The sequence below is a fragment of the Microbulbifer bruguierae genome, assembly GCF_029869925.1.
Classification (GTDB): domain Bacteria; phylum Pseudomonadota; class Gammaproteobacteria; order Pseudomonadales; family Cellvibrionaceae; genus Microbulbifer; species Microbulbifer bruguierae.
In genome coordinates this window covers 1,294,822-1,309,307 of sequence record NZ_CP118605.1, presented here as the reverse complement: position 1 = coordinate 1,309,307, position 14,486 = coordinate 1,294,822, and the positions used below count along the sequence as shown (strand labels likewise).

Sequence of the window (14,486 nt, the reverse complement as noted above, 5' to 3'; positions counted from 1 at the left end):
CAATCCATGGAGAGCAATTTGATGAGTGGCAGCGATACCTCTGTACAGGACATGTTGGCAAAATCCCGCAAGCAGGGGGGCATTGCCGGTATCTTTTCCTTAAAGGATTCCGTTACCGAGAATCGCGCCGGGTTTTCCCGCAAATTGATGATTGCTGGTGGACTTGCCGGAGTCGCGGTTGTCGGTTACTGGGCTTTTGGCGGCTTTTCTGCCGCCGCAGACGCACCGCAGTTTTCCACGGCGTCCGTCGGACGCGGCAATCTCGAGGTAACGGTTACCGCCACCGGAAACCTGCAGCCGCTCAACCAGGTGGACATTGGAACCGAGGTTTCCGGCACCGTGGAAACCGTATCCGTGGACTACAACGATCACGTTAAAAAAGGTCAGGAGCTGGCCCGCCTGATCACCGTGCAGTGGCAGGATCAGGTGCGCAAGGGTAAAGCGTCTCTGGCTTCCGCCGAAGCCCGCCTGCAGCAGGCCGAGGCCACCGTTATTGAGGCCTCTCGTGAGTACCAGCGACGCAAGGACCTGCATGCAGCGACCGAAGGTCGCCTGCCGTCACAGGCAGAAATGGATAGCGCGGAGGCTGCGGACCGCCGCGCCCGCGCCGATCGTGCGGTGGCCGCGGCAAATGTGGAATCTGCCAGCGCGGACCTGGCGTCGGCGGAAACCAACCTGGCCAAAGCCATTATTGTGTCGCCCATTGACGGAGTGGTTTTATCCCGGGTGGTGGAGCCCGGACAGACCGTGGCCGCCTCCCTGTCGGCGCCGACCCTGTTCACACTGGCGGAAGATCTCTCGAAAATGGAACTTGAGGTGAGTGTCGACGAGGCCGATATAGGACAGGTCAGCAAAGGGTTGAATGCGCGTTTTTCGGTGGATGCCTGGCCTGGAAGGGAATATCCCGCGTACGTCACCCGGGTAAGTCTCGGTTCCAGTATTGTCGATAACGTCGTTTCCTATTCGACCCTGTTGTCGGTGGCGAATCCGGATGAATCCCTGCGTCCGGGGATGACGGCGACCGCAACCATCACCACTCAGTCCCGCGAGGACGCGCTGCTGGTGCCGAACGCTGCACTGCGCTTTACCCCGCCGGTGGAATTGATGCCCGAATTTTTCCTGGATATGAGCGATGGTCCCGGGGGCCCAGAGGGCGAAGGACCGGAGGGCGTGCCAGGGGACTGGGATCCTGGCATGGGGCCGGGAATGGGCATGCCCCCCGGTGCAGGACCAGGTGAAGGACCGCCCGAGCGATCCGGCGAGCGTGGTGGCAATCGCGCGCGGGAAAGCGGCGGTATTCTTTCGCAACTGATGCCGGGCCCGCCGCGTTTTATGCGGGGGCCGCGCAACCGCAATCGCGGGAATGACGATACCGGGTCGAATCTGCCAATGAAGGGGCCGCGCCGTCTCTGGGTGCTCGAAGACGGGATTCTCAAGCCTGTGCGGGTGCGCACGGGGATCAGCGACAGTCGCTACACCGAGATTGTTGACGGCGACCTGCGCGAAGGTATGCGCGTGGTTACCGGACTTTCAGGGGCCCGCGGATGAGTGCGCTGCTGGCGTTTTCCGGCGTTACCAAACGCTATGGCCAGGGGACGGCCGCGTTCCAGGCTCTGCAGGGTGTGGACCTGATCGTCGAGGAGGGAGACTTCGTCGCGGTGATGGGGCCCAGTGGCTCGGGTAAGTCGACGGTGATGAATATCATCGGTTGTCTCGATATTCCCACCAGTGGCAACTACCGGTTTCGCGATGTCAGTGTGGAAAAGCTATCGCGCAATGAGCGGGCTCTGTTGCGTCGGCATTTCCTCGGTTTCGTGTTTCAGGGGTTCAACCTGCTGGCGCGCACGTCGGCGCAGGAAAACGTTGAACTGCCGTTGCTGTATCGCGGGGAACCCGCAGACGTGCGCGCCGCAGCAGCCAGGCGTGCGCTGGCCCAGGTAGGGCTGGCGGGATGGGAGCATCACACGCCGGCGGAGCTTTCCGGTGGCCAGCAGCAGCGAGTCGCCATCGCCCGTGCCATTGTCACCAATCCCACACTGCTGCTCGCCGATGAACCTACCGGAAATCTGGATACCCGTCGCAGCCATGAAATCATGGAGTTACTGGTCTCCCTGAATCGCGACAGTGGCATCACTATCCTGATGGTGACCCACGAGGAAGAGATGGCAGCCTACGCTCGTCGCACCGTGCATTTTGTGGATGGCAAAGTGGCAAGGGATGAATCAGTCCGTGATGCAGGAAGGGAGCGCTCCGATGCTGTGGAGTAGTTTTCTGCTGGCGGTGCGGGAAGTGCGTCGCAACATACTGCGGTCTTTCCTCACGGTACTCGGGATCGTCATCGGCGTGTCCGCGGTCATCACCATGGTTACACTGGGCAATGGCGCCACCGAGTCGGTGCGTCAGCAGGTGGAAAGCCTGGGTAGTAATCTGCTGATGTTGCGCCAGGCGCGCTTTCGTCGCGGACCGCCCGGCAGCGCCGGCTCCAGCGGTCCTCCTCCGTTCCGTATGGACGATGTGGAAGCGATTCGCGCAAGGATTCTTGGCATTGCCGCGGTCGCACCGGAAATTGAAGTGGGTGCCACCTTGGTCGCGTATTCCCGAAACTGGACAACGGAGGTGGTGGGTACAACCAGCGACTATTTCATCGCCGCGAACTGGGAGCTCTCCGCGGGGCGTTTTTTCAATGAGCAGGAAGCCAGACTCGGATCCACGCTGTGTGTGATCGGCGAAACCATTCGCAGTGAGTTGTTCGGCAGCGAATATATGCCGGTAGGCGATGTACTGCGGGTGAAGAATTTTTCCTGTGAAATTATCGGTGTGCTCAAGTCCAAGGGGCAGTCCGCTATGGGCGATCAGGATGACAAGATCGTGATGCCCCTGGGCGCGGTGCAGCGCCGGCTCGCAGGCAGCCGCCGCAATATTTCGGACATCATGATCTCGGTGGCCAATGCGCCGGATATTGATCGTGTTAAGGAGCGGTTGACGCAACTGATGCGGGAGCGCCGACGCCTGGCGGATAAGGAAGATGACGATTTCAATGTGCTGGATACCCGTCAGATTGCCGATGCACTTTCCGGCACCACCCAGGTACTTACCGGATTGCTGGGCGCTGTTGCCTCGGTCAGCCTTCTGGTCGGGGGCATCGGTATTATGAATATCATGCTGGTATCGGTAACCGAGCGCACCCGCGAAATCGGCATCCGTCTTGCCATTGGTGCCTTGGAGCGGGAAGTGCTGCTGCAGTTTCTGATCGAGGCAGTAGTACTGGCGGCGCTGGGTGGTTTGCTGGGCATCCTACTGGCCACCATCGCCTCAGTAGTGCTGGCAGCACTGATGGGCCTGCCCTACCACTTTGATATCGGGATCAATTTAATTTCCTTTGTGTTCTCCGCGGGGATCGGCGTACTTTTCGGCTATATGCCGGCGCGACGGGCGGCGCGGCTAGATCCCATTAATGCGCTGCGACACGAATAAGGCGGGCGGATCGCGAGAGCGATGGAAACTGCAATTTAGAATCGGTAACCTGCAGGACTTACGTTCCCCTGAATACACCGTATTGATTGCCAACAGGTGCCGCAGTGAATTTAACCCAGCAAGGATCCGCTCGCCGCTTTCCTATTTCCACTTTCACCACGCTGCTGTTGATTGTCGCGGGCGTTGCCGGCTGCAAAGGCGATAGTGACACAACGCTTTTAAAACGTGATGTCCCGGCGCAGCCCGTCGTCACTGAAGTCGTGGAGTGGCATCCGCGCAAGGTCAATATCGAGGCCGTAGGGACTTCCCGTGCGGTCAAAAGCGTGACTTTGTACCCGGAAGTCAGCGGCGAAGTGGTGGAGGTCGCCGTTACGGCGGGAGAGCAGGTGAAAGCAGGGCAGGCTGTTGTTCGCCTGGATGACCGGGACCAGCACCTGGCGGTGAAAATTGCCAGTGTCGAACTGGAAGATGCCCGGCGGCTGCTCGGCCGCTACGAGCGCACCCGCGCTTCCGGCACGGTAACAGAGAGTGCTCTGGACGATGCCCGCAGTGCGGTCGAGCGCGCACGTCTCAATCTTGATCGAGCCCAGGTGGCACTGGGTTATCGCACCATAGCGGCACCGTTCAACGGCTTTATCGGCATCACTGACCTGGATCCAGGTGCCCGGGTGGACACCTCCACCGCCATTACCACCATTGATGATCGCAGCAACCTGCTGGTGACTTTCCAGGTGCCGGAGCTGTTTCTCGGCCAGATTCAGCAGGATCAGACGATCGCCGTGTCCACCTGGGCTAATGGCAGCCCGCAGCATCAGGGCAGGCTGGTGGAAATCGACAGTCGAATCAATCCGCAAACCCGCACCTTTGCCGCGCGCGCTTTGGTAGACAATTCCCAAGATCTGTTGCGTCCCGGTATGAGCTTCCGCGTGTCTCTGACGTTGGTGAGTGGCCGCTATCCACTGATTCCCGAGGTGGCCCTGCAGTGGGGCAATGACGGTGCTTTTGTGTGGGGGGTGGACGACGGCAGGAGCAAACGTATTCCCGCTACGGTAGTGCAGCGGGTACCGGGGGCGATTCTAGTGGATGCCGAGTTGCCGGAAGGCATCCAGGTGGTCACCGAAGGTACCCAGCGTATGCGCGAAGGGCTCAGTGTCACGAGCATGGCGGGGTTGTGAATCGATGAGCGAGCGAAGCCTTGATAATTCCGTGGACGCGCACCGCAACGATATTGCCTCGCTGGCCATCCGGCGGCCGGTGCTGATTCTGGTACTGAACCTGCTGATCGCCATCGCCGGTATCGCCGCCTTCAGTGCGGTGGAAGTGCGCGAGCTGCCGGATGTGGATGTGCCCATCGTTTCCGTGCGCGGGGCTTTGCCCGGTGCCTCGCCGGAAACCATGGACGCGGAGGTCGCCAGTATCGTCGAGGGGGCGGTGGCCCGGGTTTCCGGGATCAGGCACATCGAATCTTCCAGTGAAGAAAACAGTTTTCGTATTCATATCGAATTTAATTCGAGCGTCGACCTGGATACCGCCGCCGCGGATGTACGCGAGGCCGTGAGCCAGGCGGAGCGCAACCTGCCGGAAGATGTCGAGCGGCTGACGGTGATAAAAGCGGCGGATCAGCCGGAGCCGATCATGCAGCTGGCCGTGACCAGTGACACCCTGCGCGATGAAGCGCTCACCTACATCATCGAAAAAGATATTATTCCCGAGCTGATTTCCATCGACGGTGTGGCGGACGTGCCGATCTCCGGACAGCGCCAGCGGGTGTTGCGGGTGGTTCTGGATCCACTGCGCCTGACGAGTTTTGGCCTGACGGTCAGTGATATTGCGGCGGTGCTGCAGAACGCACCTTTGGATGTGCCCTCCGGCAGTTTCAATTCCGAAGACCAGCAGTTACTGGTGCGCACGGATGCGTCCACGATCACCGAAGAACAGGTGCGCGATACGATTATTCGTGGGGATATACGCGTTGCTGATGTTGCCCACGTGTCTTTTGCTCCGGAAGATGTACAGTCCCTGGTATTTCTCAATGATCGCCCGGTGATCGGCCTTGGTGTCGTGCGCCAGGCCCAGAGTAATACCATCGAAATCAGCGATGGCGTTTACCAAAAAGTCGCGGCGCTCAATGCTCGCTTCGACAACCTCAAGATCACCATCACCGAAGATCGCGCGGTATTTATCAAGGGCTCGGTGAAGGAGGTGGTTGCCAGCCTGTGCTATACGATATTGATTGTGATTGCCGCCATCTGGCTGTTCTTCGGCAATATCCGCACGACTCTGGTACCAAGTACGGCGATTCCCATCGCGCTTGTTGGCACTCTTGCGGGTATCTGGTTGATGGGTTTTTCCATCAACATTCTGACCCTGCTGGCGATTGTATTGGCGACCGGTCTGGTGGTGGATGATGCGATCGTGGTGCTGGAAAATATTCAGCGCCTGCGCAGTACGGGTATGGGCGCGCGCGCGGCTGCGGTACTCGGTACCCGCCAGGTAATTTTTGCGGTGCTGGCGACCACGGCGGTACTGGTGAGCGTCTTTATCCCCATTGCGCTGTTGCCCAGTACCGCCGGGCGAATGTTCCGCGAATTTGGTCTGGTATTGGCCACCGCGGTGGCGCTGTCGTCTGTCGTGGCATTGACACTGGTGCCGATGCTCACTGCACGAATCACCCGCACTGCCGGGAGTGAACCCAACTCAACCCTGTATCACAGCGTGGTAAAAATGGGGGAACGGCTGGGGGATATGTATCAGCGCAGCCTGGTCTCCTGCCTGCGCCACGGCTGGTTGAGTTTTGCCGTGGCCATGTTACTCGCGGTTGGCGCCGGTGCGCTCTACACCGTGCTGGGTAAAGAGCTGCTACCGGAGGAAGACCGCGGCATTCTCTACGTGAATGCTACCGGTCCCGACGGTGTGGGCCAGAACTATATTGCCCGCCAGGCGGAACATATCGAGGATGTGGTCAGACCTCTGGTTGAGCGCGGGGATGTTACCGACGTGATGACCAAAATAGGCCAATGGGATCCGAACCGCGCGCAGATCACGCTGCCCCTGGCTGACTGGGATCAACGCACCATTTCTCAGCAGGCATTAAAGGACGAAATTCAGGGCCCCCTCGAACAGATTCCCGGAGCGCGTATTCGCGTAAGCAGCCCCAACAGTCTGTCCTTGCGCGGTGGTGGCGGTGGTATCAAAGTGGCACTGGTGGGAAATGATTATGAGCGCATTTACCAGGCCTCCCGAAACATGGTCCGCGCCATCGAAGATCGGCTGCCGTACCTGAGTCGCCCGGAAATCAGTTATCGCCCGACCCAGCCACAGCTGTCCATTGAAATCGATCGTCGTCGCGCCGCCGATCTTGGCGTACCGCTAACCAATATTGCCACCACACTGCGCGCGGTTGTCGATGGCCTTGATGTGGTGGACCTGAATGTGGGGGACCAAGCGGTACCCATTATGTTGGAAACGGCGAACAGTACGATTTCCTCTCCGGAAGATCTGGTCAATCTCTACGTGAAGAGTGAACGCGGTGATCTGTTGCCGCTCTCGAGCATGGTCACTCTGCGAGAAGAGAGCGTGGCCGCAGAGCTGGATCGCCATGGCCAGCGCCGTGCTATAGAAATCGATGCCGGACTGGATTCAGGTTATCCACTGGCGAGCGCGGTTGAGGATATGAGGCAGCTTGCCAGTGAACTGCTACCGGAAGACGTGGGGATTACGTTCCTCGGCGAGGCGAATTCACTGGAGGAGAGCTCACGGGAAGTGGCGATGACCTACGCCATTGCCGCACTGGTGGTCTTTCTGGTGTTGTGCGCCCAGTTTGAAGGCATCAGCAGCGCGGTGATCGTGATGGTGACCGTGCCTTTCGGTCTTGCCGCGGCAGTTTATGCGCTGTTTTTTACCGGAACCACGATTAATATCTTTTCCCAGATCGGACTGGTGATGTTGATCGGGTTGATGGCCAAGAACGGGATTCTACTGGTGGAGTTTGCCGATCAGCTGCGGGACCGAGGCTACAGTGTGTACGATGCGGTAACCGAAGCTGCCCGCGTGCGCCTGCGGCCTATTGCCATGACCATGCTTTCCACTGTGCTCGGTGGTTTGCCGCTGATTCTGAGTAGCGGTCCCGGTGCAGAGGCGCGCATGGCTATTGGCTGGGTGATGTTTGGCGGACTTGGCCTCGCGGCACTCTTTACCCTTTATTTGACCCCGGTAGTGTATCTGGGGCTCGGTCGTTTTCACAAATCACGTGCGCTCGAAACCAGCAAGCTGGCAGCGGAGTTGCAGGACGTATAACAGGGGTGAAGCGGTTCTGTAGAGGGAAGAAGAATAAGGTTCTTCCATGCTTCCATGCCGGTTTCGAAATAGTGATGTAACGCTGTGCCCTTTGAAATATTCAAAGACAGGAACTATGCACTGTATCTTGGGGACAATACCATCTACTGGGTAGGTATCATCTCCTCGCCCACTACTTGCCTTTGGTGTTTATCGCACCCGTGTTCCCTGCAGGTCGTGGACATCCGCCCTGCTGCGCGCAACATCAAAGGCGGCGGTGTGCTGTTCCAGTTGGCAGAAGGGCTGCGCTATCTAAAATGCGTTCCGAAGTTTCTCGAACTGTTTATTTTCTCCATTCTCTCCATCGCCGCCTTCGGGCGCGGACGCTGAGTCTACCTTTAATATCAGATCATCTTATCGCCATGATCATAAATGGCGATTGGTATTATATCTGGCGATGGCTAATATGCGGGGCATCCGAGAGTCGAACCCTGCCATCGAGGTACAGCCATGAATACCCTGAGTGCGATTATCTGGCCGGAAAACTTTCTGCCCGGCACCACCGACAATTTTGTCTCCAACGAGGTGATCGTTGCCGGCCTGAGCGTGGCCGACGTGTGGCCCTATCTGAATACGGCGACTGCCTGGCCCACTTACTACAGCAATTCTTCCGATATCGAATTTGACGATGGCGCGGGACCTGAACTGCGTGACGGCCTGCGCTTCCGCTTCAAGACCTTCGGCTTCCCGGTGGAATCCAGCGTGGTGGAACATGTGCCGCCGGTTGCCGGTGAGGCCGCCCGTGTGGCCTGGCACGGCTGGGCCGAGGGGGATGAGACCACGCGTCTGGACGTGCATCACGCCTGGTTGCTGGAAGACCTGCCGGGCAATCGCGTGCGCATCCTGACCCAGGAATCCCAGATCGGTGCCCCCGCACGTGAGATGGCCGCGACGCGCCCGAATCCGATGCTGAACGGTCATCAGGAGTGGCTCGACGGACTGGTTGCTGCAGCGCGCAGTCGCGCGGCAATTTGATCCGGTCTCACGCCTCAAATTTCCAGACCAAAATTTCCAAATTTGAACAGCCCGAATTTAAGCAGAACGAGCGGAGTTATCGGAATGCCAAACCTGTTTTCAACCTATCGCCTGAAAGATGTGGATCTGCGCAACCGCATCGCCATTCCGCCCATGTGCCAGTACCAGGCCGAGGACGGCTTTACCAACGACTGGCACCAGGTGCACTACGCGGCACTGGCCCGCGGCGGTGCCGGCCTGGTTATTGTGGAGGCCACGGCGGTGGCGCCGGAGGGGCGCATCACCCCTGCCTGTACCGGACTGTGGAATGACGAGCAGGCTGAGGGCATGCAGCGCATTGCTGCGGCTATCAAGCAGAGTGGCGCGGTGCCGGGTATCCAGATCGCCCACGCTGGCCGCAAAGCCAGTGCCAACCGCCCCTGGGAAGGGGACGACCATATTCCCGCGGAAGATGCCCGCGGCTGGCAGCCCATCGGCCCGTCCGCGGTGGCCTTCGGCGAACACCTGCCGCGGGTGCCGAAAGCGATGACCCTGGAAGATATCCGCCGGGTAAAAGCGGACTTTGTCGCCGCCGCCAAACGCGCGCGGGACGCGGGTTTCGAGTGGCTGGAACTGCACTTTGCCCACGGCTATCTCGCCCAGAGTTTCTTCTCCGTACACGCCAACCAGCGCAGCGATGAATACGGTGGCGATGCCAAAGGCCGCGGCCGCTTCCTGCTGGAAACCCTGGAAGCGGTGCGCGAGGTGTGGCCGGAAAACCTACCGCTCACCATCCGCTTCGGTGTGATCGAATACGACGGCCGCGACGAGGAGACCCTGGCGGAATCCATCGACCTGGTGAAAGGATTTCGCGAGGGCGGTACCGATCTGGTGAGCGTGAGCCTCGGTTTCAATACCCCGAAAGCGCAGATTTCCTGGGGCCCGGCATTCCTCGCGCCCATTGCCGAGCGCGTGCGCCGCGAAGCGGACCTGCCGGTGGCCACCGCCTGGGGTGTGGGCGAACCGCATCTTGCGGACAAGACCGTGCGCGACGAACAGCTGGACCTGGTGATGGTGGGGCGCGCGCATCTGGCCGATCCGCACTGGAGCTACAAGGCGGCACTTGCGCTCGATATCGAACGCCCATCCTGGGTGCTGCCGGCGTCCTATGCGCACTGGTTAGAGAGATATAAATAGACGCGGTACAAATAATCCGAAGATCGAAATAAAAACGGCCACTGAAAAGTGGCCGTTTTTTTAATCGGAATCGCAGAATCGCTCGAACAGAATCTGCCGCACCCAGGCCTGGCCCGGGTCGCGATGCGTGCGCTCGTGCCACGCCGCCACTTTGGTAAATCCGGGCACCGCAATGGGTGGCTCCACCTGGGTCAGTCCCTCCACACCTTCCAGCAGTTTTTCCGGCAGCAGCGATATCAGGTCGCTGTTGCGCAGCAATTCCAGCAGGGCGAGAAAGCTTGGCAGAGACACGGCCACGTGACGACGGTGGCCGAGTTCCGCCAGGGTGCGGTCGGTAACACCGTGGAAGGGGTCGCCCACCAGGGACACCAGCGCGTGGTCCAGCGCGCAGAATCGCTCCATGCTGATCTGCTCGCAGTGTGCGTCCGGGTGGCCGCTGCGCAGCACGCAGATATAGCGCTCGTCGAACAGGCGACGGCTGTGCAGATTGGGGGCGACGGATTCCGGCATGAGCAGCGCCAGATCCACCTCGCCGCGCTCGAACTGCGCGGCGAGCTGATCCTGTTGCAGCACCCGCACGGCGACGCGGAGATTGGGCGCCTGCTGGCGAAGCGCGGGCAACAGCGGCAACACCACCGCCCGCAGCGCGTAATCCGTGGCTGCGATATGCACGGTAAAACGGGCACTAGCCGGATCGAAATCCTGTGGCTGCAACAGCGCGCTCACCTCGAACAGAATCTGTTTGATTGGTGCCGCTGCGCCGGATATTGATCGTGTTAAGGAGAGGTTGACGCAACTGATGCGGGAGCGCCGACGCTTGGCGGATAAGGAAGATGACGATTTCAATGTGCTGGATACCCGTCAGATTGCCGATGCACTTTCCGACACCACCCAGGTACTTACCGGATTGCTGGGCGCTGTTGCCTCGGTCAGCCTTCTGGTCGGGGGCATCGGTATTATGAATATCATGCTGGTATCGGTAACCGAGCGCACCCGCGAAATCGGCATCCGTCTTGCCATTGGTGCCTTGGAGCGGGAAGTGCTGCTGCAGTTTCTGATCGAGGCAGTAGTACTGGCGGCGCTGGGTGGTTTGCTGGGCATCCTACTGGCCACCATCGCCTCAGTAGTGCTGGCAGCACTGATGGGCCTGCCCTACCACTTTGATATCGGGATCAATTTAATTTCCTTTGTGTTCTCCGCGGGGATCGGCGTACTTTTCGGCTATATGCCGGCGCGACGGGCGGCGCAACTCGATCCGATCGATGCGCTGCGACATGAGTAAGGTAGGCAGAACATTGGCAATTCATTCGTGCGCCATGTCAATTGCTCGTTCGTCAAACAGTCTGCGAAAGGCAACTAACTGTTCACAACTCGCATTTTGATGGTAGTGCCTCGCTTTGCGAGTTCCCGCTTCACGCACGCGTTCCTTGAGAGCGGTATCTTCAAGTATGCGGCGCAGGTGGGTCACTGCGCTTTCAATATCGCCGTCTTCCGCCACCAGAGCGGTCTCTTCGTGGAACATGAACTCGTCTGCTCCACCTCCAGTAAACCCCACTACGGCGGCACCACAGGCCATGGCTTCGAGCGGCGGCAGACCAAAGCCTTCGGGGTAGCCTGTTGCAAGAAAAACATCGGCGCGCTGATAGGCATTGATGATTTCTGCTTCTGATACTCCATCAATTAGCTCGAACTCGAACCCCTCCGCATGCAAAATTGCCATGATTGCGGCGAGGTCACGAGGATTTTTGCGGGGCAGCGCCATGATGCGTCCATTGATGCGCTTTGCTGGCTCCGGGTGGAAGCGCGACAGGTCAATAAAGTTGGTGACCTGCTGCACGCGATCTGAGGGTTCGCGACTCAACAGTTTACTGATGTAGTTACTGCAGCTGAGTACGTAATCGTAGCCAAGATCCACATAGGAACTGTGTTCATCGCCGGGTTCGAGGTGACGATAGATATGCCTCCAGTTCTGTACGAACAGAACCCGTTTGCAGCTATCAAACTTCAGCCCCAGATAGGGGATAAGCTCGGGGCAGACCAGCACATCGTTGGGACGTAGACGGCGTTCAAGCTGGGCAGGCGAAAGAGGTGTGATATCGAAACCAAAAAAATTGCCGCGATATTTACCGAGCACCACCAGTTCGGCCTTGAACCCCCGCTCCCTTAGCATCTGGCAGTGCTGGTACATGACTTTCACCCCACCAATGGCTTTGTGTTTGCGAATCCAGCGCTTGCGAATATGGCGCCAACCCTGGCCGCGTTTGATGGATCGCAACAAGGGGGTCAGTGAAAAGTCCTTCTTGTATGCATCGGGAATTAAATAATAAAAGACCGGTTCTGTATGCTCTGACATTTCGAACGGCTGGGATTCGAATTCGGACCCCTGGAACTTCAGATTACTCAAGGCGCAACTCCCTTTGCGTTTGGACTTGCGGGAATAGTCGGCTTTGATTTTACCGATGTCAACTGACGGAGGAAGCCGGCGAGTGACCACGGCAACGGGAATCAGGTCAATATCGAAGCCGGTTCTTCGCACTTGATGAGGGCGGGCGCTGAGTATTTCCCGGTATCAGCGCCCGCCAAAGGAATGCATCCTGTCGAGCCGGTGAACTAGTTTAGTGTTTCGGCAGATTTAAAGGGCTTCGTCGGAATAAATGTGGACACCAACGCGCAAGCGCCCAGCAGCCAGCAGTAATGGATGCTTCCCGCCAGTGCGAGTGGAGACACTTTGGCAAGGGAGGACGCGAGTAGTACCTGCGCGCCGTACGGCAGCATGCCCTGTACGGTGCAGGAGTAGATATCCAGCAGGCTGGCGCTGCGGCGCGGGTCGACCCGGTAGCGTGCCGCCATGTCTTTCGCCAGCTGTCCGGTAAGCAGAATGGCTACCGTGTTGTTGGCGGTACATATATTGGTCAGCGCTACCGCGGTGCTGATACCCAGCTCGCCGGTTTTACGTCCCGGATTGCGGTGGCCGCCAAGGCGACCGATGCGGTCGATCTGTTGTTCTAGCCAGCGAATCCCCCCACCAGCCTGCATCAGGGCACCGAGACCACCGATCATCAAGGACAGGAGCAGGATTTCCTGCATACCGGTATAGCCGGCATAGATATCTTGCGACAGGTTAACCAGTGAATAGTCCGGTTGTAACCCAAGGCCAATAGTTCCCGCCAGCAAGATACCGATAAACAACACCAGTAATACATTGACGCCGCTCACCGCCAGCACCAGTACCGCTATATAGGGCAGCATCCGCACCAGGTCATAGTCACCGGCGGGCGCAATTTGTGCGGTGGCGGCAACGCCCCGGCCAGAGATGTAGAGCCATATCAATGCAATCAGTGCCGCGGGCAGGGCGATGCGCAGGTTCATCCGGAATTTGTCCCGCATCGTTACACCCTGGGTGCGGGTGGCGGCGATGGTGGTATCGGAGATGATCGAAAGGTTGTCGCCGAACATGGCACCGCCAACCACAGCGCCAATGGTGAAAAGAACCGGTAGTTCCGTAGCGTCGGTCAACCCTACGGCAATGGGTGCAATGGCGGCAATGGTTCCCATGGATGTGCCCATGGCGGTAGCGACAAATGCGGTGATTACGAACAAACCCGGCAATACCAGGCTCGGGGGGATGATGCTGAGACCGAACGCCACCGTGGCATCCACACCGCCAACCGCCTTCGCAACGCTCGCGAAACCGCCAGCGAGAAGATAAATCAACACCATGGTAATGATGGTGGGGTCACCGACACCGCGAATAAACGTGTCGATACGACGGCTGAGAGGGCCCTGGGCCAACAGGATGGCGAGGGCGATGGCTGGCAGTATCGCCACCGGTGCCGACACCTGATAAAACGCCATTGCCGCGCCCTGGGACTGATACCAGAGTCCGGCGCCCACAAAAAGAGCGAGAAAAACCAGCAAAGGAAGCAGAGCGAGAGGGGAAGACTTGGTCATGGATACAGCTTTGACTCAAATGGGGCGCGCAGTTTAACCACGGTAGTCAGGTTTATACCAATTTTCGATTCTGATGCAGACCTGGCAGTCACGTATCGGGGGCTGTCGAGGCGCCACTCTGCCACTCTCGCTTATTCAGGGTTGCAACTGTGGCTGACCAGTCACAAGATTTGCCAGTGACTGCCAGTAAATTTGGCTTTACAAAAGTGCGGCCGCCGTTTTCTTTTGTATTTCGTGCACTCCTGCTGTGCAACGTCCACCAGGCCGCCATTTATCCCGGCGAAACGGTACTTTTCAGTAGCCCTTTGGGACTAACGCAAAAAGCTTTCCACAGCACCAGATAAACCTGCGGGCGCTATCAGTTACCGCTGAAATTTGTCAATGCTGATTTGGATTAATTCGTAACTCATTGATTATTAAGTAAAAAAGTTTTTGGTTAAATTTTCTTCACAAAGTGGTTACAACGGAACAATGGGGGCTGGCGGCGTTTTCCCGTTGCTTGTGCACAGACATATCCACAGATTCTGTGGATTGTGAATAAAAAACCCGGCAATTTGCCGGGTTTTGTACTACCA

General features: G+C 58.5%; 12 protein-coding genes. 9 read left to right on the top strand and 3 right to left on the bottom strand.

Going from position 1 to position 14,486, the window contains the following annotated elements; translation table 11 throughout:
• The first annotated feature begins 6 nt into the window (after window positions 1-6).
• The 8 genes from PVT68_RS05575 (at window position 7) to PVT68_RS05540 (ending at window position 9,960) form a co-directional block, all read left to right on the top strand.
• On the top strand, window positions 7-1,548 hold the full coding sequence (locus PVT68_RS05575) for an efflux RND transporter periplasmic adaptor subunit (RefSeq protein WP_280321667.1): 1,542 nt from the start codon (window positions 7-9) through the stop codon (window positions 1,546-1,548).
• The gene (locus PVT68_RS05570) at window positions 1,545-2,267 is read left to right on the top strand and encodes an ABC transporter ATP-binding protein (protein WP_280321666.1); all 723 of its coding nucleotides are present in this window, start codon (window positions 1,545-1,547) and stop codon (window positions 2,265-2,267) included. The genes PVT68_RS05575 and PVT68_RS05570 overlap by 4 nt, the downstream gene beginning before the upstream one ends.
• The gene (locus PVT68_RS05565) at window positions 2,218-3,474 is read left to right on the top strand and encodes an ABC transporter permease (protein ID WP_280321665.1); all 1,257 of its coding nucleotides are present in this window, start codon (window positions 2,218-2,220) and stop codon (window positions 3,472-3,474) included. The genes PVT68_RS05570 and PVT68_RS05565 overlap by 50 nt, the downstream gene beginning before the upstream one ends.
• A gap of 104 nt (window positions 3,475-3,578) precedes the next feature.
• On the top strand, window positions 3,579-4,649 hold the full coding sequence (locus PVT68_RS05560; RefSeq protein WP_280321664.1) for an efflux RND transporter periplasmic adaptor subunit: 1,071 nt from the start codon (window positions 3,579-3,581) through the stop codon (window positions 4,647-4,649).
• Between the two features lie 4 nt (window positions 4,650-4,653).
• Complete coding sequence (locus PVT68_RS05555) at window positions 4,654-7,770, top strand: efflux RND transporter permease subunit (protein ID WP_280321663.1); 3,117 nt, start codon at window positions 4,654-4,656, stop codon at window positions 7,768-7,770.
• Between the two features lie 84 nt (window positions 7,771-7,854).
• Entirely contained in the window at window positions 7,855-8,139 is a 285-nt protein-coding gene (locus PVT68_RS05550; RefSeq protein WP_280321662.1) for a hypothetical protein, read from the top strand.
• A gap of 120 nt (window positions 8,140-8,259) precedes the next feature.
• Complete coding sequence (locus PVT68_RS05545) at window positions 8,260-8,784, top strand: SRPBCC family protein (protein WP_280321661.1); 525 nt, start codon at window positions 8,260-8,262, stop codon at window positions 8,782-8,784.
• Between the two features lie 84 nt (window positions 8,785-8,868).
• Window positions 8,869-9,960, top strand: a complete 1,092-nt coding sequence (locus PVT68_RS05540) for an NADH:flavin oxidoreductase/NADH oxidase (RefSeq protein ID WP_280321660.1) — start codon at window positions 8,869-8,871, stop codon at window positions 9,958-9,960.
• Between the two features lie 60 nt (window positions 9,961-10,020).
• Here PVT68_RS05540 and PVT68_RS05535 read toward each other — a convergent pair whose 3' ends face one another.
• Window positions 10,021-10,686, bottom strand: a complete 666-nt coding sequence (locus PVT68_RS05535) for a LysR substrate-binding domain-containing protein (protein WP_280321659.1) — start codon at window positions 10,684-10,686, stop codon at window positions 10,021-10,023.
• Window positions 10,687-10,702: 16 nt separating this feature from the next.
• Here PVT68_RS05535 and PVT68_RS05530 point away from each other — a divergent pair, with 16 nt between their 5' ends.
• Window positions 10,703-11,242 (top strand): ABC transporter permease, encoded by a 540-nt coding sequence (locus PVT68_RS05530; RefSeq protein ID WP_280321658.1) that lies wholly within the window; start codon window positions 10,703-10,705, stop codon window positions 11,240-11,242.
• A gap of 21 nt (window positions 11,243-11,263) precedes the next feature.
• On the opposite strand, the gene PVT68_RS05525 is transcribed toward PVT68_RS05530, so the two are convergent.
• Entirely contained in the window at window positions 11,264-12,364 is a 1,101-nt protein-coding gene (locus PVT68_RS05525; RefSeq protein WP_280321657.1) for a glycosyltransferase family 4 protein, read from the bottom strand.
• A 206-nt stretch (window positions 12,365-12,570) separates the two neighbouring features.
• Window positions 12,571-13,911: a Na+/H+ antiporter NhaC family protein gene (locus PVT68_RS05520; RefSeq protein WP_280321655.1), complete on the bottom strand. Its 1,341-nt coding sequence runs from the start codon at window positions 13,909-13,911 to the stop codon at window positions 12,571-12,573.
• Between the last annotated feature and the right edge of the window lie 575 nt (window positions 13,912-14,486).

What these genes read in the sequence shown, in the direction of transcription:
- PVT68_RS05575 (WP_280321667.1), top strand. Translation starts at nt 7, where the DNA reads ATGGAGAGCAATTTGATGAGTGGCAGCGATACCTCTGTACAGGACATG.
- PVT68_RS05570 (WP_280321666.1), top strand. Translation starts at nt 1,545, where the DNA reads ATGAGTGCGCTGCTGGCGTTTTCCGGCGTTACCAAACGCTATGGCCAG.
- PVT68_RS05565 (WP_280321665.1), top strand. Translation starts at nt 2,218, where the DNA reads ATGAATCAGTCCGTGATGCAGGAAGGGAGCGCTCCGATGCTGTGGAGT.
- PVT68_RS05555 (WP_280321663.1), top strand. Translation starts at nt 4,654, where the DNA reads ATGAGCGAGCGAAGCCTTGATAATTCCGTGGACGCGCACCGCAACGAT.
- PVT68_RS05545 (WP_280321661.1), top strand. Translation starts at nt 8,260, where the DNA reads ATGAATACCCTGAGTGCGATTATCTGGCCGGAAAACTTTCTGCCCGGC.
- PVT68_RS05540 (WP_280321660.1), top strand. Translation starts at nt 8,869, where the DNA reads ATGCCAAACCTGTTTTCAACCTATCGCCTGAAAGATGTGGATCTGCGC.
- PVT68_RS05520 (WP_280321655.1), bottom strand. Translation starts at nt 13,911, where the DNA reads ATGACCAAGTCTTCCCCTCTCGCTCTGCTTCCTTTGCTGGTTTTTCTC.